This window comes from Alteromonas sp. 5E99-2 (assembly GCF_017368475.1).
GTDB lineage: Bacteria > Pseudomonadota > Gammaproteobacteria > Enterobacterales > Alteromonadaceae > Alteromonas_F.
In genome coordinates, this window is sequence record NZ_JAFNJE010000017.1 from 21,057 (window position 1) to 43,160 (window position 22,104).

General features: G+C 40.7%; 18 protein-coding genes and 1 pseudogene. 11 read left to right on the plus strand and 8 right to left on the minus strand.

The genetic code is table 11. The features are described 5' to 3' along the window. Positions 1 to 98 precede the first annotated feature (98 nt). Complete coding sequence (locus tag J3L16_RS15050) at positions 99 to 710, minus strand: peptidylprolyl isomerase (protein ID WP_207613829.1); 612 nt, start codon at positions 708 to 710, stop codon at positions 99 to 101. A gap of 8 nt (positions 711 to 718) precedes the next feature. Then, positions 719 to 1,900 (minus strand): methyltransferase, encoded by a 1,182-nt coding sequence (locus J3L16_RS15055; RefSeq protein WP_207613830.1) that lies wholly within the window; start codon positions 1,898 to 1,900, stop codon positions 719 to 721. A 33-nt stretch (positions 1,901 to 1,933) separates the two neighbouring features. Here J3L16_RS15055 and J3L16_RS15060 point away from each other — a divergent pair, with 33 nt between their 5' ends. From J3L16_RS15060 to J3L16_RS15075, 4 genes are all read left to right on the plus strand, one after another. Further along, the gene (locus J3L16_RS15060) at positions 1,934 to 2,521 is read left to right on the plus strand and encodes an alpha-ketoglutarate-dependent dioxygenase AlkB (RefSeq protein WP_242698866.1); all 588 of its coding nucleotides are present in this window, start codon (positions 1,934 to 1,936) and stop codon (positions 2,519 to 2,521) included. A 49-nt stretch (positions 2,522 to 2,570) separates the two neighbouring features. Next, complete coding sequence (locus J3L16_RS15065; protein WP_207613831.1) at positions 2,571 to 3,611, plus strand: formylglycine-generating enzyme family protein; 1,041 nt, start codon at positions 2,571 to 2,573, stop codon at positions 3,609 to 3,611. A 72-nt stretch (positions 3,612 to 3,683) separates the two neighbouring features. After that, positions 3,684 to 5,870 carry a sulfatase-like hydrolase/transferase gene (locus tag J3L16_RS15070; protein ID WP_207613832.1) on the plus strand — a complete coding sequence of 729 codons (2,187 nt, stop codon included), beginning with the start codon at positions 3,684 to 3,686 and terminating at the stop codon, positions 5,868 to 5,870. Positions 5,871 to 5,941: 71 nt separating this feature from the next. After that, on the plus strand, positions 5,942 to 6,262 hold the full coding sequence (locus J3L16_RS15075; RefSeq protein WP_207613833.1) for a BolA/IbaG family iron-sulfur metabolism protein: 321 nt from the start codon (positions 5,942 to 5,944) through the stop codon (positions 6,260 to 6,262). Positions 6,263 to 6,302: 40 nt separating this feature from the next. On the opposite strand, the gene J3L16_RS15080 is transcribed toward J3L16_RS15075, so the two are convergent. The 3 genes from J3L16_RS15080 to J3L16_RS15090 form a co-directional block, all read right to left on the minus strand. Beyond that, positions 6,303 to 7,223 (minus strand): AEC family transporter, encoded by a 921-nt coding sequence (locus J3L16_RS15080; protein WP_207613834.1) that lies wholly within the window; start codon positions 7,221 to 7,223, stop codon positions 6,303 to 6,305. A gap of 41 nt (positions 7,224 to 7,264) precedes the next feature. After that, positions 7,265 to 7,888 (minus strand): thiol:disulfide interchange protein DsbA/DsbL, encoded by a 624-nt coding sequence (locus J3L16_RS15085; RefSeq protein WP_207613835.1) that lies wholly within the window; start codon positions 7,886 to 7,888, stop codon positions 7,265 to 7,267. A 156-nt stretch (positions 7,889 to 8,044) separates the two neighbouring features. After that, positions 8,045 to 9,022: a serine/threonine protein kinase gene (locus tag J3L16_RS15090; RefSeq protein ID WP_207613836.1), complete on the minus strand. Its 978-nt coding sequence runs from the start codon at positions 9,020 to 9,022 to the stop codon at positions 8,045 to 8,047. A 302-nt stretch (positions 9,023 to 9,324) separates the two neighbouring features. Between J3L16_RS15090 and J3L16_RS15095 the strand changes: the two genes are divergently transcribed. The 5 genes from J3L16_RS15095 to J3L16_RS15115 all read left to right on the plus strand — a co-directional run bounded on the left by J3L16_RS15095 (position 9,325) and on the right by J3L16_RS15115 (position 16,676). After that, on the plus strand, positions 9,325 to 9,684 hold the full coding sequence (locus tag J3L16_RS15095; RefSeq protein WP_207613837.1) for a hypothetical protein: 360 nt from the start codon (positions 9,325 to 9,327) through the stop codon (positions 9,682 to 9,684). Positions 9,685 to 9,761: 77 nt separating this feature from the next. Further along, complete coding sequence (locus J3L16_RS15100; protein WP_207613838.1) at positions 9,762 to 10,346, plus strand: DUF3016 domain-containing protein; 585 nt, start codon at positions 9,762 to 9,764, stop codon at positions 10,344 to 10,346. Positions 10,347 to 10,577: 231 nt separating this feature from the next. Continuing rightward, positions 10,578 to 11,636, plus strand: a complete 1,059-nt coding sequence (locus J3L16_RS15105; RefSeq protein WP_207613839.1) for an efflux RND transporter periplasmic adaptor subunit — start codon at positions 10,578 to 10,580, stop codon at positions 11,634 to 11,636. Between the two features lie 3 nt (positions 11,637 to 11,639). Further along, positions 11,640 to 14,750 carry an efflux RND transporter permease subunit gene (locus tag J3L16_RS15110; protein ID WP_207613840.1) on the plus strand — a complete coding sequence of 1,037 codons (3,111 nt, stop codon included), beginning with the start codon at positions 11,640 to 11,642 and terminating at the stop codon, positions 14,748 to 14,750. Positions 14,751 to 14,867: 117 nt separating this feature from the next. Continuing rightward, entirely contained in the window at positions 14,868 to 16,676 is a 1,809-nt protein-coding gene (locus J3L16_RS15115) for a GGDEF domain-containing protein (protein WP_207613841.1), read from the plus strand. Positions 16,677 to 16,680: 4 nt separating this feature from the next. On the opposite strand, the gene J3L16_RS15120 is transcribed toward J3L16_RS15115, so the two are convergent. Further along, positions 16,681 to 17,217, minus strand: a complete 537-nt coding sequence (locus tag J3L16_RS15120) for a cupin domain-containing protein (RefSeq protein WP_207613842.1) — start codon at positions 17,215 to 17,217, stop codon at positions 16,681 to 16,683. Between the two features lie 53 nt (positions 17,218 to 17,270). After that, a complete protein-coding gene (locus J3L16_RS15125; RefSeq protein WP_207613843.1) occupies positions 17,271 to 18,419 on the minus strand; it encodes a PLP-dependent aminotransferase family protein in 1,149 nt (382 codons plus the stop codon). 113 nt (positions 18,420 to 18,532) lie between these two features. Here J3L16_RS15125 and J3L16_RS15130 point away from each other — a divergent pair, with 113 nt between their 5' ends. Beyond that, complete coding sequence (locus tag J3L16_RS15130; protein ID WP_207613844.1) at positions 18,533 to 19,405, plus strand: AraC family transcriptional regulator; 873 nt, start codon at positions 18,533 to 18,535, stop codon at positions 19,403 to 19,405. A gap of 52 nt (positions 19,406 to 19,457) precedes the next feature. On the opposite strand, the gene J3L16_RS15135 is transcribed toward J3L16_RS15130, so the two are convergent. After that, positions 19,458 to 21,566, minus strand: coding sequence for a prolyl oligopeptidase family serine peptidase (locus J3L16_RS15135; protein WP_347564691.1), 2,109 nt, complete (start codon positions 21,564 to 21,566; stop codon positions 19,458 to 19,460). Positions 21,567 to 21,692: 126 nt separating this feature from the next. Here J3L16_RS15135 and J3L16_RS15140 point away from each other — a divergent pair. Next, positions 21,693 to 22,104: pseudogene (locus tag J3L16_RS15140) on the plus strand (hypothetical protein); the annotation flags it as partial.

Consider the following 22,104-nt stretch of genomic DNA (forward strand, 5'->3'; position numbering starts at 1 on the left):
AGACCTATACCTAACCATAAATATTTCAGCAAGGTCGACAGGGGCCATTGTCTACTTAGTCTAAAAACTAAGTGTAATTAATTTCTTCATTTAAACGTTTATAGCGGTGGTAATAACACGACTTTTTCAAGTACTAAAGGTTCAACTGGCGCATTGGGTAAACGCAATAACGGCAGATAGTGTGTTTCAACCGCACCCATAGCATCAAGTACTTCCGAGCCTGATGTTACCGTTCCGAAAACCGTGTAGCCCCAGTTTCTGCCAGGATTAAGGCTGTCGTTGTCGGCTAGGTTGAAATAAAACTGGCGATTGGCAGAGTGAGGATCAGCTTGCCTAGCCATGGCAATGGTGTAGGCGTCATTTTTTAAGCCATTACCAGATTCGTTAAAAATCTCTCCAAAATCGGGTTTCGATTGGTATTCCAATCCATAGCCACCACCTTGAACAACAAAATTAGCTACGATGCGGTGGAACACCGTATTGTCGAAAAGACGCTTATCGATGTAACGCAAAAAATTGTTTACTGTAATTGGCGCTTTGTATCTGTCGAGTTCTACTGTGATCACGCCCATGTTCGTGTGCATTTCAATACGTGGAAACAAAACGTCGGGTTGAATTTCAGAGCCATCTTCTTTTTTTGCAGCATAACAAGATACTGAAATAGTAAGTGCTAACAAACTCACTAGAATTCTGTTGATAATATTTTTCATTGGTATTCCTATCTTTTTACTACTTCTAAAATGACAAATTTAGCGTTACTCGCGACTATTTTTGTACCACCAAATACCCGTTTTAGTTTCTCGTGATAATCAAGGTGTCGATTACCTACAACCAAAAATTTCCCGCCTTTTTTTAAGCACGCTTTAGCATCGTTAAACATTTGCCATGCGATGTGATCAGTCAATGTATTTTGCTGATGAAAGGGCGGATTACATAGTATTCGATCAAAATTGTGGGTGTAAATGGATTTGGTCGCAGATTCCAAGCAATTATCCACAAGATAATGTGTTTGCTCTAGTTTGTCGGGTATATTCTCTATTACTGCTCGTTTTGCCGATTCAACGGCCATATAAGATTCGTCAGCGAAAGTAACCTGAGAGTTATGAGATTGCACTAAAGTTACTAGCCCTAACACGCCATTTCCACAGCCTAAATCAAGGATGTTTTCGTCGTTAAACGGCGGTAAATTATCCAACATAAAACGAGCGCCAATATCTAAACTTTTGGCAGCGAATACGTTTGCTAAATTACATAAAGTTAAAGAGTTACCGGTATAGCTTTTGTCAATGCTCCAACGTCTATCAGTATGGTTAAAAGATGCTGCGTTTAGTTTAGATAATGCTGGCGTGCAAAAAATCAATCGGGATTTCTTAACGGCTAGTGATGTGGTTGTTTTACCCAGCACAGTGTCGAATTGAGTGAGAATAGACGAGGTGACAGCTTTGGTTTTCCCAAAAGCAATGACTTGAGACTTGTCAGTCACATGGTGTGTCAACTGAGTCAGTATGTGTTGTAAGTAGTGATTACTTTTGGGCAACTTTAAAAGTACAGTATCGAAGTTGCCTTCTAGAGGCGTAATACTATTCACAATAGAAAAAGTCGCGTTTAATTCATTTCGTTTAAGGTTATCTTGCAGCGCTAAATGCCCGATATGAGAATCAGATTGCCATACGGAGTTGTCATCTATAACGTCAGATAACCCACAGCCCAATGCGCCAAATTCGTCATTTAAAATGAGTACGCGGCCTAGAGCTTGAGACTCAAGCTTGTTTTGCTCCGCTAGGTAATTGAGTACCAGTTCATCTTCAGAGCCCCACGCTTGTAAGCTAGGGTGTTGAGCCTTTGATGGGTAGCGCATTAATTCTAGTGTTCGGTTTGCCGCCGAAAATGTAGTATTCATAAATCTATTTAATCAGTATTGCGTATCTAGTTTATGTTGAGCAGAAAAATTCCAATGGCGGATGCCGATGTTCGTTACTATCCAGCTTGGTTTTCACGTAACACAGCAGACGCTTATTATTCTACGTTGAAGTCTGAGCTTTGTTGGCGACAGGATAGCATTAAACTGTTCGGTAAGCGCATGCAAATTCCTCGTTTACAAGCTTGGTATGGAGACCCCCATTGCCACTACGCTTATTCTGGCCTTGCTTTAACCCCATTGCCGTTTCACCCTGTGTTATCCAGCATCCGTAAAAAGCTAGAAGAAGAACTTGGCGTTCAATTTAATTGTGTCTTGTGCAACTGGTATCGGGATGGACAGGACAGCATGAGCCCTCATTCTGATGACGAACCCGAATTGGGGGATAAGCCCACTATCGCTTCGATTACATTTGGGGAAAAACGGAATTTCGATTTTAAACACAAATTAACAGGTGAAAAATGTAGACTTGGTTTGGAACATGGTAGTCTATTAATTATGGCGGGTGATACGCAAAAGCACTATGTGCATGGTATTAATAAATCTAAGCGTATCTCAGAACCTCGAATTAATTTAACCTATAGATATATTCATTTTGATTAATTAAGTGCACATTCTAGAGTGATTTTTTTGGAAAAGAGTTGTTGTGTAAATGACTAAAAAAACTATTTTTGCTTTATTGGTTATAACTGTATTTGCGATATTAGTAGGGGGGATATTTTTCTCATATGGAAGAGTGAACCCAGCTTTTATCAACGCTGAATTAAATACTAATTGTGGCATCGGTGAGTCGCAAATGATCTATATAAAAGGTGGCGATTTCTTACTCGGAGCGAAAGGTGTCTACGGCGATGAGTTCCCTGAAATACCCACTAAAGTTCAAGATTTTTTTATGAGTAAATACGAGGTAACAAATAAAGAGTTTTCAGACTTTGTTTCCGATACAGGTTATGTGACAGTCGCAGAAAAAATACCTGAAGAAGGGCTTTATCCAGGTATTGATCCTGCTTTTTTAGTACCTGGGTCATCTGTTTTTAAAGGAATGAGCGAAGCTTTTCGCTCAGGCGAGATAGATAACTGGTGGCAATTTGTTCCCGGCGCAAATTGGAAGCACCCAAACGGTCCAGAAAGTAACATTGAAGGTTTAGATTTTTACCCTGTAGTGCATATTGCGTTAGCAGATGCGCAAGCATTTGCTAAATGGAAAGGGCATCGATTACCTACAGAAGCTGAACATGAATTTGCTTCTCGTGGGGGACTGATTAATAAAAAATATGCGGCGGGTGACAAGCTTGTACTGGAAAAGTCTCACAAAGCTAATACCTGGCAAGGGGTATTTCCATTCAGTAACAGTGCTGATGATGGGCATGTGGGTGTTGCTCCCGTAGGTTGCTACGATGCGAACCAATATGGTATTAATGACCTTATTGGTAATGTGTGGGAATGGACAAGTAATGCCTACTATCCCAATCATAATATCAACAGTTCGATAGTAGGCAATGCGCTTAAAAACGGGTATGATCCTAAACAGCCGAATGTACCTGTTGGTGTTATTAAAGGTGGCTCATACTTGTGCTCGGATGATTTTTGCGCGCGATTTCGTCCTGCAGGGCGCCACCCTCAAGATGTGAATTTAGGGGCAAGTCATTTAGGGTTTAGAACTGTTATGGATGCACCTAACCAGTCTATATAGCCATGGAGTGGGGGTGATGAAAACGATACAAAAAGTCATATTTGTACTAATAAGGAAATTTGAATAATCATGATGGCGTTAAAAAAACTTATTAAACAGCAGTGTTTTGTTGTTTTCATTGCTTGGATTTTTTCTCCTGCAATGGCGATGTCGGCTACTTTCGCGAGCTTCTCTCAGCCAATTTCTGGTGACTTAGATAACTTGTCTTTATCTGGCTGGGCTTGTGAGGTGGGTAACTCTTCCCCTTTATCTATTTCTCTTTATGCTGGCAATACGCGTTCTAATGCAGCGTTGATTGCGACGGCCATTGCCGATAAAACATCGGGAGACGGTGTCGAAGCTCGTTGCTTATCTGGTGGTTCTCATAGATTCACACTTGAAATACCTCAGCAGGCTGTATTTGATAATTCAGGAGCACAAGTATTTGTAGAAACTACAGTAAACAATCAAACCAGAACCTTAAATAGCAGTGCAACACAATTTCTTCCAGAGCACCCAGATACAGCTCTTATTGGCTATTTAGATGCAGTGGCCGACGTCAACGGTCGGCAGTTTGCCATTGGATGGGCGTGTCAAACAAGTGTTGCAGAACCCATTGATGTTGCTTTAAGTACAGTAGATAGTAATGGCAACAAAGTTATACTGACTGAGTATTTTAAAACCGAAGTGATTGGCGAAAGTGCAATAAATGCCTTGTGTTCTACACCAAGCGGGAAACATAGATTTCGATTACCTATTCCTGAAAATGCACATATTGATTTTGCCAATAACCCGCTTTTTGTTGAAGCTGTTGCTGCGTTTGGTGAACAGTCGCGTACAGTTGCAAAATACAGAGCAGTTAATGTTCCTAGTGAGCCTGCGAGAGAGGTTGATGCTGCAAGAAAGCCTAACATCGTTGTGTTTTTTACCGATGACCAAGGCTATGCAGATGTTGGGGTTCATGACGTGTTGGCTGATGTTCATACGCCTAATATTGATGCTTTAGCAGAAAGTGGAGCTTTGTTTAAACAAGGTTACATTACGGCCCCTCAATGTTCACCTTCTCGAGCTGCAATGATAACAGGTATTCATCAAAGTGAATTCAGAATGGATGAAAACCAGCATATCCCGATGACGCTAGAAGTTGAAACATTGGCTAATCGTCTAAAGGAACAAGACTATGCGACAGGATTGTTTGGCAAGTGGCATTTGGAAATTACGAATAGCTCACAAGAGTGGGGAGCTGAAAATTATCCGGATGTAGAACCTTTTGTTAGCAGTGTCGTGCCAGAGGAAGAGCGTTTACAATACTTCCCTCATGAGCGAGGTTTCGACGATGTATTAGCTGGGTATACGGGCTCATATGTAAGAACGATGGATCTGAGCGGTCAAACGATACCGGTCGAAACCTATAGAGACTCAAAATTTCGAGTTGATTTGGTGAGTGATATGTCTCTATCGTTTATCGATAAACATTGGAATTCTCCTTTTTACATGCATGTTGCTCATTATGCGCCTCATGTTCCTCTTGAATCGCCTCAAAAGTATTTAGATTTAATTCCTGAAGATATGCCAGTAAGGCGACGTTATGCACTTGCAATGATGGCTGCAGTCGATGACGGTATAGGGCGAGTTGTTGCTAAATTGGAACAGTACAACTTATTAGAGAATACTATCATTTTGTTTATTAGTGACAATGGTGCACCTTTAGGTGACGATATGACCGATGCTCCGATAAGTGCTCGAGAAACATGGAATGGTTCGCGGAACGACCCATTTACCGGCGAGAAGGGCATGCTAACCGAAGGTGCAGTACGCGTTCCTTACATTATGCATTGGCCAAAGCGAATTCAAAGTAATATGTTAATTGACGAACCAGTGTCTGCATTAGATGCAGCTTATACGGCGGTAAAAGCTGCGGGCCTGGGTGAAGAAGAGTTGGCCGAATTAGGAGGAATGGATTTACTTCCACTCATTGATGGTGAAGAACATACATTCATGGAACGCCCCTTGTTTTGGCGATTCTTTTTTCAAAGAGCTGTTAGGCTTGGCGATTGGAAGTATATGCAAGCAGGGGTAAGACGAGAGTATTTATTTGATATGACCGCGGTTGAGCCTGAAAGTGTGAACTACATTAATGATTTTCCAGAAATTGCTGAAGATTTGAGGCAGCGTTATTGGAATTGGGCTCAGCAGCAACCAAGACCTGAGCCTTTAGTTGAAATACCCATTCCTTTTTCTCGTCGAGTTGACAGATATTTACCATTGCCACCACCGTAAAAAAGGCTGAGAATGTTAATAAAAAGGGAATATGGTAATCTATTGCTACCTGAAGATGACTCTCTTACATTATGAACGTTAAAGAATTTATTGCCGATACACTCACCCCTGCGCTTTCACCAAGTGTGTTGCAGATAGAAGATGAAAGCCATCAGCATAATGTTGCTGATGGTGCACAAAGCCACTTTAAGGTCACTATTGTATCTGATTCATTTGATGGCAAACGTTTGATACAGCGCCATCGAATTATAAACACACTCTTAGCTGAAGCATTGCAAGGCCCTGTGCATGCTTTAGCACTGCATACGTTTACACTAGCTGAGTGGCAAAAACGCTCTGGACAAGTGGCGCAATCACCAAATTGTTTGGGTGGCTCGACGCTGGATAAGTAATCGGAACTTGGATTACGTTTTTTCCAGCGCCTAATTAAGGCTATAGGTAGTAAATCACCAACATGTAAATTGGCAATGACAGAATTGTTGTTATAGCCACAGCATCTGCCGCTAGTGCCGTGTCTCCGCCTAACTGTTGTGCAGCTGAAAAGCTCGCGGCGGCTGTAGGTGCCATAGACATAATAATAACTACCGCTAACGCATCACCTTCTACGCCTAGAAACCAAGCTATTGCGGTCGTTGCTGCAGGAAAGAGGAACATCTTGCCTATTACTATGAGTAAAATTGGCTTCCAGCGAGTTGAAAACTCATTAATAACTAAAGATGCGCCAATACATATTAGCGCTAGAGGTAAAGTGACTTGTCCCAGCAATCCAGTTGTCTTTGTTAACACTTCGGGTAATGGAATAGACCAAATTGAAAAGGGAATTGCCAGAGCAATAGCGATGACTAAGGGGCTTTTGATGACCTGTAATGCGACATCAGAAGCGCGTTTTGATGCTCCTGAATACAATACCAATACCCAAACCGATAAAATATTAAATATGGGTACCATAATGCCCAGTAATACACTGGCTAAAGCTAAGCCATCATCGCCAAGTAAATTTGCACACAACGCAAGTCCTATAATACCGATATTTGCACGAAAGCTGCCTTGAACAATCACGCCTCTTTGTAATTTGGGAAACCCTATCCATTTTGATAGTAGTAAAGTCATAATTAACACAATACCAGTGCCTAATAGTCCTGCCAGCATTGTTCGTCCGTCAAATAAGGCTGACATATCGGCGCGGCTAACAGAAGAAAACAATAGTGCAGGTAAAAAGAAGCTATACGCGAGCTTATTTGCAGATTGAATAAAAAGTTTGTCGATAAGGCCTGTATGAATGAGTATTTTGCCAATGGCTAACAAAATAATAATTGGGCTTACAACGAGAATTGCTTGAGAAAGTGAATTCATAAAAAAATCCCCAGCGATGCTGGGGATGGACTCTTGTTAGTTTAAGGTTGTGTGCTTAACCACACGATAAGGTTAACGATATCGTCAGGTGTCATGTCTCGGGTGAATTTAACTTGGTATTTACCATTCACAATAAAGTTAGGTACACCAGTTAAAAATTGGCGATAATCGCTAATGCTTTTATTATTTCTTTTTACAAAGTTATTCACGCCGAAGCTAGAGGCAAGTTTGTCAAATTCCGCAGCGTCCACACCATTTTCCACAAAAATAGCTTTTAAGTCATCAAGGTTAGCGACAACACCTCGTCCAACGTGGATGTGCTTGAAAATTGCGTTGCTTAATTCGTCTTCTCGCTTTAAAGCACGAGCAACCATCATGGCACGAGTGGCTTGTTCTTGAATTTCAGGAGAGGTAAATCCCATAAAATTCACATGTACTTTTTCCAACTTTACGTTGTCTGCTTTTTTTTCTTTGATTTGTGCAACAAGAGGTTCAAAATTAAAGCAATGAGGGCACCAGAAAGAAAAATATTCGCGAATTACGGGTTTCTCCGCCGCAGGTTTATCTAATACGACGTAATGCTCGCCTTCCTTCCAAAGCTCTTGAGCGAACCCTTGAAACGAAATTGCGACCGATAATACAAATAATAAAGCCAGTTTTTTCATTTTTTATTCCAACAAAGTTTGTTTATACGTCTAACTCTTTGTAGATTAACACAGTTGTTAGATTTGCGCATTGCGCAATATCGCATGCTATATGTGATTAAACTATGGCTAACTTACTTGCAGTCAACTGAACCCTCGCTGACTGCATTGAGTGATTTAAAATAGACTAAGTACGGGTTCATCAAGGGCTGCTAGTTGTTCTTTTAGTGCTAATATTTGATTTTCCCAGTATTTATCTTGTCCGAACCAAGGAAAGGCTTTTGGGAAAGCGGGATCTTCCCACCGTTGCGCTAACCAACCCATGTGATGCACCATACGCATGGCGCGAAGAGGTTCAATGAGAGCGAGTTCTTTGTTATCCATATCGTTAAACTCACTATAAGCTTCCAGCAGCACATCCAGTTGAAGTAGCTTTTGATTGCGGTCGCCACTTAACATCATCCATATATCTTGGATCGCAGGGCCATTTTTAGCATCGTCTAAATCTACAAACGTCGGGCCATCTCGCCATAAAATATTACCCGGATGGCAATCGCCATGTAGCCGAATAGATTGGGTGCTAATATCGGAGAAACGTTCTTCCGTAAGCTGAATCACTGGATTCAATATTGCCCAAAAAGCCCTTTCTAGCGTTATGGGAACAAGCTCACTATTTTTTAAAATAGTTAACGCATAATCTAACGTGTTCTCACAGTTTACAGTTTGCCTATGCTGAAATTGTTTAGCACTACCAACCTTGTGAATTCGGCCAATAAATCTTCCCATCCACTCTAAGTGATCTAGATTATCTAATTCAAATTGTCTGCCGCCCACAGAATCAAACAAGGTAAACCGATAGCCTTGCCATACATGTAACGTTTTGCCGTTTATAGCGAGTGGTGCGGCAATGGGAATGTCTTCATCGGTAAGGTCTTTGGAAAAATCGTGCTCTTCTTGAATAGCTTCGTTTGTCCATCGAGCTGGGCGATAAAACTTCACCACGTAACGCTTAGTATCGTCAGCTACAAACTGGTAAACACGGTTTTCATAACTATTGAGTGCCAGCAATCCAGATGATGCATATACGTCTATACTTTCTAGTGCATCTAAAATGGTGTCAGGAGTCAGTCCCGAAAAAGAAAAGTCAGTGTCCAAATGTTGAGTGCCTGTGTTAAAAAAATCAATACAAATGTGTGAGGTTATCGAAATAGTTAATTGTCGATATTGCGACAGATACTATTAGAATGTAGGCTAATAGTGTAATATTTTATCATGATAGCGTGGTAATAACGCACAATTACAATTTTTTATAAAATGAGTCGAACTAGTCTGGTTTAGTCTGTCAATTTCGGTCTTCTTTCGATTTTGTTATTAGTACATTCACGACTATGAAGTGTAACTGAGTGTTTTGCTCAATTAATTAGCGTACAAGAGTTCGAGATTTTCTGAGTCTTGCAATGAGAAGTTTTTTTTATTTTGTCGTTTTTGCAGCAGTATTGGTTGCATTTTTCCGTTCGGAACTAGCCGAAGATATACTCATATCTAAAAATTATTCAATTACCCAATGGTTTAATCAACTTTCTGAAAATGCAGAATTAAAGGCTATTGCATCATTTAAAGAAGAGGTGTTGGCTTCAATTCCAAATTTTTCAGAACAGCAAACTAGCTATGTAGAACGCATAATGGAAGATAAAGAAACATTAAGTGTATTTCACCAGCGCTATTGTATGCAAAAAGATATAAACCCTTATGTATTTGGGGAAAATTTAGAAAAATTCTGCAACTTGATTGAAGGCTCGGAAATCCTAAAGCGCTAGTTAGAAAACAATGAACTTTTTTCTGTATTTTTACTCAACATATTACTAACAACATATTGTGAATAGGAGAAATGAGAATGCGAGTAACTGGGTTAGTCTTTCTAATGGCGTATAGTACCTTGCTGAGTTTCGCATTATGTGCCAAAGAAAAATCCGACACGAATGTAATTGAAGACACAGGTCGAGTGCATATTATCTGGGAGTCACCTAAAAAATACCGCGATGTTAGACCATCGAATCAATCGCCATCACGTTTCAGAGAATATGTATTTAATGAGTTTGACGAGAAGTTTGAAGCGCTCGCTACCGATTTACCTGAAGGCTTTACTTTAATGTTAAACATCACCAATGTGGACTTGGCGGGAGACGTCTCGTTTGGTGGAGCAAGTTCCTCTTTGGGCAGAAACTTTGGTAGTACTGTTGGAGATATCCGAGTGATAGAAAGGGTATTTATTCCAAGTATGGCATTTAGCTATCAAGTGTTTGATGAAAAAGGAAACGAAGTTTTAGCCGCAGATGAGAAAATTAAAGATACTGGCTTTTTGCAAAGCTCTTTAAGAAGAGGACGCGACGGGCCTTTTGTTTATGAAAAACGAATGTTGGAACGTTGGTACAAAAACGAAATCACGCCTCATTTTTCAGGCGAGGTAACGAAAAGTTAATTGTTAACAGAGCTGTTGCTTAACAGAGCATATGCAACAGCTCTCAATTCATTGAATCCCCATTCTGAGGGGCATGTAAACGCTGAAGTCACGAAATTTAATGACGAATCAAAACTTATTCTGCTTTTATTCAGTAAACTAGCCTACTATTAAAATCACACTGAAATACCGCTGATTCATGAGAAATTGAGTCGGCAAATATTAGTATATTTCGAATAAACAAGGTTATTTATGGCTAAGGGTCGTCTTTTTTCACCATTGATTGTCGCCGTTTTAATATTGGCAAGCTTTCTGGTTTATATTAATTTGCCTAATGATGAGGAGAAGAAAAAGTCGAAGCCCAAGCCAACGCCGGTGAAAGTCGCTAAGGTACTTAGCCAACCTTTACCAATAGTGATTGAAGCATTAGGTACAGCTATCGCTAATGAATCAGTCACTATAACAGCGCAAGAAACGAAGATAGTTACAGAGCTTGCGTTTAATGACGGTGATTCGGTCTCGAAGGGACAATTATTGGTTCAGTTCGACGATAGAGAAGAAATGGCAAGAGTGAATGAACTCGATGTGAGCTTATCTGAGGCTGTTAGACAATATGAACGCATTAAAAACCTGAGAAAAGAAAGTGCCGCTTCAGAACAGCTACTCGATGAACAAGACGCGAGAGTTAAGGGCTTACAAGCGCAAATAGACGTTGCTCACTCTCAAGTTAGTGAGCTGAGAGTTAACGCGCCTTTTGGTGGGCAACTTGGTGTTCGTTCCGTGAGCGTAGGTTCTTTGGTTCAACCTGGTGATGTCATTACAACATTGGATGACGTATCGTTAATTAAAGTCGACTTTAGTGTTTCAGAAACCCATCTAGCGAGCTTACAGCTGGGACAAAGAGTGAGCGCAACTTCAGTTGCATATTCTAGTGAAGTATTCGAAGGCTCCATTGCATCTATTGGTTCTCGTGTAGATCCCGTCACACGATCTGTGCAAGTAAGAGCGGTAATCGATAATGCAGATAGGAAGTTAAGACCCGGAATGTTACTTCAAGTGCTACTTGAAAAGCGAGTATTACAAGCACTTCTTATTCCTGAAAAAGCTTTAGTTCCTCAAGAAGATAAGCAATTTGTCTACGTTTTGAATGGCGACAAGGTCAGTAAAACTCAAATTCAAATAGGTGCGCGAAAACCGGGTTCAGTGCAAATACTCGATGGATTGTCTGAAGGGCAAACAGTGGTTGTTGAAGGTACTCTCAGAGTACGTGATGAATCCACTGTTCGCGTGTTAAATACTGACGGAGAATAAACTATGTGGTTAAGTGATGTGTCGGTAAAACGCCCTGTTTTTGCAACCGTTATTAATTTAGTACTTATTATTTTTGGGCTTGTAGCGATCAGCTTGTTATCTCTTCGAGAATACCCCGATATTGATCCTCCCATTGTTTCAATTACTACAAACTATACTGGCGCGTCGGCAAGTATTATTGAAAGCCGAGTCACACAACTTATCGAAGATAGAATTAGTGGTATCGAAGGGATTAAGAACATAACCTCGTCGAGTAGAAATGGCCGCTCTTCAGTGACCATAGAGTTCAAATTGTCTCGTGATATTGACGCCGCTGCAAATGATGTTAGAGAACGTGTAAGCCGTGTTCTGAATAATCTACCAGAACAAGCGGATCCTCCTGAAGTTTCAAAAGCAACGTCAGATGATGACGTTATAGTTTGGTATAACTTACGAAGTACCAATCTAAATATTATGGAGTTAACCGATTACGCTGAACGTTTTGTCGTTGACCGGCTTTCCATTGCAGAAGGTGTAGCACGTGTGCGTATCGGTGGCGGAAAAAGCTATGCAATGAAAGTGTCATTAGACCGCAATGCGTTAGCGGCGAGGGGCATTACCGTAAGTGATATTGAAGACGTTATTCAATCTGAAAACGTAGAGCTTCCTGCTGGACAGGTTGAATCTAGTGATAGGGATTTTGAAGTACGTGTGGCTAGATCGTTTTTAAGCCCTGAGGACTTTTCACGTATCGCTGTTGCTACCGGTGACGATGGATATTTAGTGCGCTTGGGCGAAGTCGCTACCGTTGAACTTGCCGCTGCAGACGATCAAACAGAGTTTCGTGGTGACGGTGTCAACATGATTGGCTTGGGCATCATTAAGCAATCAAAAGCCAATACATTAGAAGTTGGTCGAGCAGCTAAAAAGCAAATTGAGCTAATTGAAGAAACGTTACCGGACAACATCTTTGTTGTACCCAGCTACGATTCATCCGTGTTTATAGAAGCTTCGATTAATGAGGTGTACAACACACTTGGCATTGCTATGCTGATGGTTGTTATTGTGATTTATGTTTTTCTAGGCAATATTAGAGCAACACTTATTCCTGCTGTTACCGTTCCTGTTTCCCTTATTGGGGCATTCGTTGTGATGTATGCAATGAACTTTTCAATTAACCTACTAACCTTACTCGCACTGGTATTAGCAATTGGTTTAGTGGTAGACGATGCAATCGTAGTATTGGAAAATATTTACCGCCGGATTGAAATGGGTGAACCTCCAATTCTGGCTGCATATCGCGGTGCCAGAGAAGTAGGCTTTGCTGTTATAGCTACTACATTGGTACTTATTTCGGTATTTCTTCCTTTGTTATTCTTAGAAGGGAACGTTGGGCGATTGTTTAAAGAGTTTGCAATTGCGATAGCTGCTGCCGTGGCATTTTCGAGTTTTACTGCGCTATCTTTGTCTCCTATGATGGCATCTAAACTATTGAAGAAAAGAGAGCGATCGAATGGATTTGGAAAATGGATAGACGCTACTTTCAAAAAGGTAGAATCTGGTTATTTTAATATTCTAGGTAAGACTCTTCATCAGCCTATTGCAATGGGCATTCTACTCATTTTATCTGTAGTCGCTGTAATGCAATTGTATAAGTTAATTCCTGAAGAATTTGTGCCAAGAGAAGACAGAGGAAATTTCTTTGTCGTGATGCAAGTACAAGAAGGCGCAAGTTATGAAAGTAATTCAGCTAACTTGGCTAAATTGGAACAGATTTTACTGCCTTACTACGAAAGAGGTGAAATTTCACGAGTTATTGTTAGAACACCTGGTTTTGGTGGGCAAGGAGGCGTTGCTGTTATCGCTGGGCCTGACTGGGAAGAAAAAACGCAGTCCAGTTTTGAGTTGATGGAAAAGATCAGTGCTGAAGTAACTAACATACCCGATATTAGAGCGTTTACCATTATGCGCAGCGGTATTGCCGGCCGAGGCTTTGGCCGACCAGTACAATTTGTGCTGCAAGGCGACACGTATGAAAACTTGGTTGATTGGCGTAACACTCTTATAGCTAAAGCTGGGGAAAACCCAAATTTACTGAGGTTAGATTCTGATTACAAAGAGACATTCCCGCAATTGCTTATTGATATCGATAAAGACAGAGCGGCAGACTTGGGCGTTTCAGTGACTGAAATCGGACGTACGTTAGAGACCATGTTAGGTCAAAGAACCGTTTCTACTTTTCTCGATAGAGGAGAAGAGTATGACGTTATTTTGGAAGGCATAGACGACGATTATCGCAGTCCAGACAGCATTGACAATATTTATGTTCGCTCGGGCAGAACGGAAGAGCTAATTCCTTTGGATAACTTAATTACATTCAAGGAACAAGCAACGTCATCCCAACTTAATCGCTACAACCGTATGAGAGCCATTACAATAGAAGCTAACCTTGCAGATGGCTACACCGTTGGAGAGGCATTGGCTTATTTAGAGGATATTGTTGCAACTGAATTGCCCGCAGAGGTTTCTATTGATTACAAAGGAGAATCTCAGCTTTATCAAGAATCAGGGAGTTCATTTGTATTTATCTTTGCTCTGGCTTTGGCAATAACGTATTTAGTATTGGCGGCGCAATTTGAAAGCTGGGTTCACCCTTGGGTGATCATGCTAACTGTACCTCTCGCGTTATTGGGAGCCTTTGTTGGGCTATATCTTGCGGGAATGAGTATAAATATATACAGCCAAATCGGATTAGTCATGTTAATTGGGCTAGCGGCTAAAAATGGTATTTTAATCGTTGAATTCGCTAACCAGTTACGAGATGCTGGACATGAATTTGAAGAAGCGTTAAAGCGAGCAGCAGCGCTTCGTCTCCGACCTATTGTCATGACAGGGTTTACTACCGTATTCAGTTCTTTGCCTTTAATTTTAGCTGTCGGGCCTGGTTCTGAAAGCCGATCTGTCATTGGTATGGTCATCTTTGCTGGGGTACTGATATCAACATTCATGACGTTATTTGTTGTGCCTACCGCGTATGCTTGGATGGCTAGAGGGACAGGCTCACCTGAAATTCGTGCACAAGAAGTTGAAAAGCTTCAATCAGATATTCCTTATACTAAAGGTGAAAGTAACTGATCTTTTGCTCCTCAAATAGAGCGGTGTTGTACGTTTCACATACACCGCTCATTATCTTTGATATATTTATTCAAAAATTAAAGCTTTTTATTCATTGAAGTGTTAGGTTGTTGTTACATGTTTTATAAGCAAAATCCATTTTCCATGCAGTCACACTCTTTCCTTAAAGCACTATACTTCCTTTGTTTTAACTGTTTTATATTCCATAGCACGGCTTATGGAAATGTGGATGTCGATGGATTTATAACCGAAAATAGAACCGATACGTACAGTTGTCCTGATGCAAATACGTTAGCAACGCTTGATGAATATTTAAGTAGAGATGACTTAACAGAAAATCAGTTATTTAATTTGTCTGTAGAAAAAACACACCTATTTATGTGTGAAGGGCGAGTTATCGAAGCGATTGATATTTTAAAAAGCCAAATTGAGAAGCCTGAAATTGACAAGACATCGTATTTTTATGCGTCGGCAATTTATCAAATAGGTTTTGGCTATGACACCCAAGAATCCCCTGAGCGCTGTGGTTTCTATGAAAAAGCCATAGAATTATCATCTCCAACTCTACATAGTGATGTTTTTTTAAGTGCGTCTTTAGGGCGTATTACTAACTGCCTCAAATCAAGTAGTGTTACGGATCGTCTAGAGGCGTTATTTAGGATCCTTCAGAAATATTCTAAATCAGAAAATAACGATATTCTTGCCCAAATCCACAACAATATCGGTTTAGTTTACGGTAAAGAATTGGAACAATACGCCCTTGCTGCTGAGCAGTATATGAAAGCACACGAGTTTGCCAAAGAGGAAGCTGAAGGAACTGAAAAAATTAGTTTCTTAATTAGCGCTGTAACGGCACAGTTGGCTAGTGGAAAAATTCAACAAGCACATGATTCAATTCAAGAATTTGAAAGAATTAATAAAACAATCAATACGCCGTTAAGTAACTTTTATTACTTTCACGCGTTGAGTAGTTATTACTATCGAACTGGTAATTTCAACGAAATGAAGTTGATACTCCCAGAATTGGTTAAATACGCAGAACCGTTATCTAACTCTTATATCAATGCGGTGGTCGCTTGGTATGGCGTTGCTATTTGTGTAGACGAGCTAGACATTCCGTGTATCGATGATTATATAAAAAATAATCAATACTTACCTTTTGAAAACAGTCAATTCTTTTGGAGCTTGAAAGTGCAAATGCATATTCTTCTGGACCAAAAAGAAGAGGCTCTTTCAGCCTTAGATATTTTCGAAAAAGCAGTATTTAAACGCTATTATACGTCTCAAGATTCTGCTGGAATACTTGGCGTTGCGAAATTGTATAGCCAAATAGAAGCATTAGAAAAAGAAATAGAATTAGAGCGAAAAATTAGACAGTACTGGATTGCTGGTGGCTTTGTTGGCCTTGCTTTTGGAATTATTGTTTTGGTGTATATTTTACGCAAAAAACAACTGGCAAGAATGGCAATTGATCCTGTCACTGAGTTATTAAACTCTAGAACTGCAGTAAATCGAATAGGTAAGGTAGACGTACCTGAGTGGGGAAGAACCAACGCCATTGCTATCTTTGATTTGGGGAATTTTAGAGAGTTAAATCGAGTACTTGGAGCAACTAGCAGTGATAGGGTTATCAGGCAAATTGCACGGTCTTTACAAAAGGTAACCAGAGCTAACGATATTTTAGGCCGGTTTGGTCCAGAGCAGTTCGTGTTGTGCTTGCATAATATTGAAGAGCAAAGTGCAAAACAGTTTTTTGACCGTGTTCAAACAGAGCTCGACAATACGGTATTTCATGAGGGACAACATAATGTTCCCAGCGTGGATTCAAGCATGAGTGTGTTTACTACTACAGAAAAATTCATCGATTTAGACGCGGTTTTTGATGAAATGTTGATGTCGATAAATATCACTAAATCAAAAGCTTAGAATATTATAGTTTTCTATTTCTGCTTAAATCTGTGATTAGCTTTTTGTGCTTGGGGAATTCGTTGATGAGTTCTTGAGTATCGCCTAGCGCCATGTCTTCATATTCAAAGCCAGGAGCGACCGCTTCGCCAATCAACCCATATCCATGATTAGCCTTAGTTCCAATTGTTGATGCTTTCCATACACCTCCAGGAACAATCAGTTGAAATTTCTGGCCTAAGGTGAAATCTGAGCCTAAAACATGTTCTTCAAGTCGACCGCAAGGGTAGATTAAATAATAAGTAATCGGGTCTCCGGCATGGAAATAATGCATGATATCGGATTTGTTTTTATGAAAATGACCTATTGGCTCGGCGCGGGTGAGCAAGTAGTAAATTGATGTCATGGTCACTCGCTGGCCTTCAGGAGTGCTGATTTCTCTTGAATCCGAGGCTTTAAATGTTTGTTTGTAATAGCCACCTTCTATATGAGCTTCTAGTTCTAAAGCGTCGACTATTTTCTGAATAGAAAGTGTGTCCGAATTTTTTTGTTTCATAGACATGGTTGAAAACCTATTAGTTGAAAATATACATTCTGTTTTATCAGCATAGCTTTTTAGCAGAATTCCTTTAGCGTCTTTTCAATAACGCCAATGGCGGTACTCAATTGCTCAGGGTTACAGTAACTAAAATTCAACCTAAGCGCTGGTTTCGATTCACAGCCCTGCGGATAGAAAACACTTCCTGGTACAACACAAACACCTTGCTCTAATAACTTTTTGGCAACAAGGTTATCGTCGAGGTCGGTTAATGCCAACCAAATGAACATACCTCCTTCCACTGTGTTAAATGTACATCCATATTGTTTTAGCGCTTCAAGTTTTTTTGCAATAAATTGGTATCTGGACTCATATTTAGCGCAAACATTCTTTAAGTGGGATGGGTAGTCAGCGTGCTGAAGTACGTGCAACAAGGCTGCTTGTAGTGGCAGAGCACTGTGTAAGTCAGCGGCTTGTTTTAACTTTATAAGTTCGTCAATGACCCACTCAGACGCACTGACGCTAGCTAACCGAATGCCAGGCGTAACCGATTTAGAAAATGACTGTAACAACACGCTTTTTTCGGGACAAAATGACGACACCAATGGCGCCATATTATCGCCAAATTGAAGCTCTCTATAGGGAGCATCTTCAATAAAGAATACGTTGTGTTTTTTACATAGGGCCGCTACGCCTTCGCGTTTTTGTGTAGACCAGCTAACCCCTGTTGGGTTGTGGAAATCCGGTACGCCATAAAAGAATTGAACATCTTTGGTGGTGAACAACTGCTCTAATGCATTTAAATCGGGGCCGTCAGCCTGCTGTGTTACCGCTTCGATATTAGCTTGGGTGAGTTCAAACACTTGCAACGCACCCAAGTAGCTTGGTGCTTCTAGCACTATGGTATCGTCTTTATTCAAAAATGCTCTGGCAATCAAATCTAGCCCTTGCTGAGAGCCGCTGCAAATCATGGTTTTATGGTTTGCTACCGATGAATTTTCTTGCAAGTAATCGATTAACGGGCGATGACCCAATGTTTCACCGTATTGATAGAGCTCAGGCTCGTCAGCAATTGATTTAAGTGCGGATTCAAATAAATCTACAGGAAGAAATTCTGTGGCGGGAAGCCCTCCCGCCAAAGAAATTACACCGGGCTTTTTAGCTTCGGTTAAGATTTCTCGTATATAAGATGGACGAATATTTTTTAATGAATGGCTAACGCGCATAGTATCAACAGCAATGATATAAAATTCTGGGTGTAGACTAACGGTATAGTGTATTAAATTGTTGTTGATATATGCTAATCTATTTGTTGATTTATGCTGTATTTGATTGAATTATGAATAGTAAACAAAACCCTAGAATTAATGACGTGCTCTATCATATTCATCGCGATATCGCGTCGCCACTGACTGCGAAAAAGCTGGCTCACATCGCTGCCTATTCTGAGCAACACTTTCATCGAGTGTTTAAGCAAAGTGTAGGAGAGTCTGTTAACCGCTATATTCGACGCACTCGATTAGAGCATGCGGCAAATCAGCTTATGTTTGATACTGAAAACAGCATACTAACCGTTGCAGAAAAGTGTGGTTTTGTGTCTTTGTCCTCTTTTAATCACGTATTTAAGGCTCAGTTTGGTATGACGCCGGGACAATGGCGGCGAAAAGAGGTGCAACCGGAACATTCACCTTACTTAACCGAACCCGAAATCATATGGGGGGCAGAACAGGTGAAAAAAGCTTCGTTACCAACACCGACCGTAGTAGAACTGCCGAACCAATATACGGTTTATATTCGGCATCAGGGATATGGACGATCAATTACTAAGGCATGGTCATTATTGAAAGCATGGGCCATTCAACAAGGTATTTATGACAATGCATTGCAAATCGGTTTACATCACTCTAATCCAGCCTGGGTTAACTTAGAACAATGCCGTTATGTTGCTTGTTTGGCTATTGATAAACCTATGCCTAAGCAAAGTAAGGTTGATCAAATGATCATTCCTGGAGGACTTCATGTGGCTTTTCGATTACAAGGCCAATACGGTGAGCTGGTTCCTTGGCTAACCCGTATTCTTGAGGATTGGCTACCTAAATCAGGGTATAAATTGCAAACAACCCCAATAATTGCACAATACGTAAAAAATCATTTTTTATCTGAAGATGAGCAATTCGACGTCAAACTTTATTTACCTGTGTCCTTAGCATAAAAAACGCCGATAGAGAGCTATCGGCGTTTTATTCATTTAGGCGAGTCTAAGCTTATAGAGATTCAATACCCATATTGTATAAGATGAAGCCGTATATATCGGTGAACTGCTCGATAACTTTGCTCGTGGGCGTACCTGCACCATGACCTGCGTCACTTTCAATTCTGATCATCGTTGGGTTTGGCCCTGTTTGCTTACTTTGCAATTCTGCTGCAAATTTAAATGAATGAGCAGGGACTACTCTATCATCGTGATCGGCAGTAGTAATAAGCGTCGCAGGATACTGAACACCTTCTTTTACATTGTGCACAGGAGAATAGGCTTTTAGGTATTCATACATCTCTTTGCTTTGCTCTGATGTACCATAGTCATATGCCCAACCTGCACCGGCAGTAAAGGTGTGGTAGCGAAGCATGTCTAATACTCCTACTTGAGGAATGGCTACTTTAAACATGTCAGGACGCTGAGTCATAACCGCACCGACGAGTAAACCGCCATTCGATCCGCCATTAAGCGCCAAGTAGTCTGAGCTGGTATATTTGGTGTCTATTAGGTATTCGGCAGCGGCAATGAAGTCATCAAAAACGTTTTGCTTTTTCATTTGTGTGCCGGCATCGTGCCATTCTTTACCGTATTCGCCACCACCGCGAATATTGGCAACAGCATAAACACCACCAAGTTCTAGCCAAGCAGCGACTGTAGCTCTAAAACTTGGCGTAAGGCTAATATTAAAGCCGCCATACCCATACAGTATGGTTGGGTTACTACCATCTAGCTTTGTATCTTTGTGATGAGTGATCATCATAGGCACTTTAGTGCCATCTTTAGATGTATAGAACACTTGGCTAGACACAAAGTTATCCGGTTTAAAGGCCGTTTTAGGTTGATTGAATACCTCAGTTTTGCCTGTAGCAATATCAAAAGAATAACTCGTTGACGGGGTTTTATAATTTGTAAAACGGAAAAACGTAGTTTCGTCGTTGGTTTTACCATTAAACCCGCCAGCAGAACCTATTCCTGGAAGTTCGATGTTACGGATTAACTTTCCTTCAAGGGAGTACTGCTTCACTTGAGTTGTTGCGTCTACGATATAAAGGGCAAAAATGGAGTTTCCGGCAAAAGAAGGTTCTAACACATTCTCTGTTTCTGGGATCAAATCTTCCCATTTATCTGGCGTAGGAGCATTCGCATTCACTTTTACGATTTTACTATTCGGCGCATTTAGGTTGGTGATGAAAAACAGTGTGTCGTCGGTATTATGCAGTAAATAAGTGTCCGAATCCGTATGGTCAAGAACCGTCACAAGTGGCGCATCGGGCTTTGATAAATCTTGTAAATAAAGTTTGTTACCCGACGTCGATACGCTGGCTGAAATTAATAAGTAGCGATTGTCTTCACTTACTGTGGCACCTACGTAGCGGTGCTTTTGCGCATCGGTATGACCAAAAACAGCAATATCGTCAGCTTGAGGCGTACCTATTTTGTGGTAATAAAGCTTATGCTGATCGGTTTTGGCACTCAGTTCGCTACCGTCGGGCTTATCATAACTGGAATAATAAAAGCCGTCGTTACCCACCCAGCTTATGCCACTGAACTTTACATCGATGAGCGGTTCGCTCACAGGCAGTTTAGTCTCGGTATCGACAATGACAATTTCGCGCCAATCACTACCGCCGTCAGACGTTTGATATGCGGCTAAACCGCCGTCTTCAGAAAAAGACACGTTAGACATAGATTTAGTGCCGTCTTCACTGAATGTGTTGGGGTCGAGAAAGACTTCCAGTTCATTATCCGTAACGCTATCACTTTTACTGCGGTATAGGACATATTGGTTCTGGAGGCCGTCGTTTTTATAAATATAGATATAGTTGCCTTCTTTAAAAGGCGTACCTACTTTTTCATAGTTAATTAGATCGCTTAGGGTTTGACTAATTTTTTGCTTGTAAGGTATGCCTTCGAGGAAACTTTGAGTAAGGGCATTTTGCGTTTTAACCCACTGTGCGGTTTTTTCACTGCGATCATCTTCTAACCAACGATAAGGATCAGCAACCTTCTCGTCGAAATACACATCAACTACGTCTTGTTTTTTCGTAGTGGGGTAGGTAAATGCAGCTTCTGGTTCAGGCTGGGAGGCTTTTTCATTACATGCGGTAATCGACACAAATACACCTAGTACACTGGCAAGGGTTAATTTCTTCACAATCTATGTTCCTTTTTGAGCAAAGTAAACTTAGATTAAAGGGTTTTTATTTAAAGTCTAGGCTGGTTGACCTCTTTTCGGTGCGCTTTGGCCTATATAAAAAGCATCCGCAATAGCGTAAGTAGTATTTACGCCACAGAAAACTATAGTTACGACAGCTTGCACCGCTTAACTCATTCATCAATAAGCAAGGGCGCAACCTCCATAGGAATTGATTATGGCTATGATGCTGTGGGTAACTTGCTTAAGAAAACCGATTACTCAACAAATTCCAATAGTGCCTATAAGTATGTTGCTAACAGTCATAAACTCAATTCTGTTGCGTTAAAACAAGGCGGCACAGCCACCTTTGATTATGACAGTAAAGGTAACCTCACGCATAGAAATAATACCCGAGAAGTCACCTACAACGTCTTTAACAAACCCACCAACATTACCCGTTTAGGCAGTGAAGTTGATTTAACCTATGGTGCTGACATCATGCGGGTAAAACAACAGC

Coding starts and splice junctions, on each gene's coding strand:
- J3L16_RS15050 (WP_207613829.1), bottom strand. CDS start 710: ATGAAAAATATTATCAACAGAATTCTAGTGAGTTTGTTAGCACTTACT.
- J3L16_RS15055 (WP_207613830.1), bottom strand. CDS start 1,900: ATGAATACTACATTTTCGGCGGCAAACCGAACACTAGAATTAATGCGC.
- J3L16_RS15060 (WP_242698866.1), top strand. CDS start 1,934: ATGTTGAGCAGAAAAATTCCAATGGCGGATGCCGATGTTCGTTACTAT.
- J3L16_RS15065 (WP_207613831.1), top strand. CDS start 2,571: ATGACTAAAAAAACTATTTTTGCTTTATTGGTTATAACTGTATTTGCG.
- J3L16_RS15070 (WP_207613832.1), top strand. CDS start 3,684: ATGGCGTTAAAAAAACTTATTAAACAGCAGTGTTTTGTTGTTTTCATT.
- J3L16_RS15075 (WP_207613833.1), top strand. CDS start 5,942: ATGAACGTTAAAGAATTTATTGCCGATACACTCACCCCTGCGCTTTCA.
- J3L16_RS15080 (WP_207613834.1), bottom strand. CDS start 7,223: ATGAATTCACTTTCTCAAGCAATTCTCGTTGTAAGCCCAATTATTATT.
- J3L16_RS15085 (WP_207613835.1), bottom strand. CDS start 7,888: ATGAAAAAACTGGCTTTATTATTTGTATTATCGGTCGCAATTTCGTTT.
- J3L16_RS15095 (WP_207613837.1), top strand. CDS start 9,325: ATGAGAAGTTTTTTTTATTTTGTCGTTTTTGCAGCAGTATTGGTTGCA.
- J3L16_RS15100 (WP_207613838.1), top strand. CDS start 9,762: ATGCGAGTAACTGGGTTAGTCTTTCTAATGGCGTATAGTACCTTGCTG.
- J3L16_RS15105 (WP_207613839.1), top strand. CDS start 10,578: ATGGCTAAGGGTCGTCTTTTTTCACCATTGATTGTCGCCGTTTTAATA.
- J3L16_RS15110 (WP_207613840.1), top strand. CDS start 11,640: ATGTGGTTAAGTGATGTGTCGGTAAAACGCCCTGTTTTTGCAACCGTT.
- J3L16_RS15115 (WP_207613841.1), top strand. CDS start 14,868: ATGTTTTATAAGCAAAATCCATTTTCCATGCAGTCACACTCTTTCCTT.
- J3L16_RS15120 (WP_207613842.1), bottom strand. CDS start 17,217: ATGTCTATGAAACAAAAAAATTCGGACACACTTTCTATTCAGAAAATA.
- J3L16_RS15125 (WP_207613843.1), bottom strand. CDS start 18,419: ATGCGCGTTAGCCATTCATTAAAAAATATTCGTCCATCTTATATACGA.
- J3L16_RS15130 (WP_207613844.1), top strand. CDS start 18,533: ATGAATAGTAAACAAAACCCTAGAATTAATGACGTGCTCTATCATATT.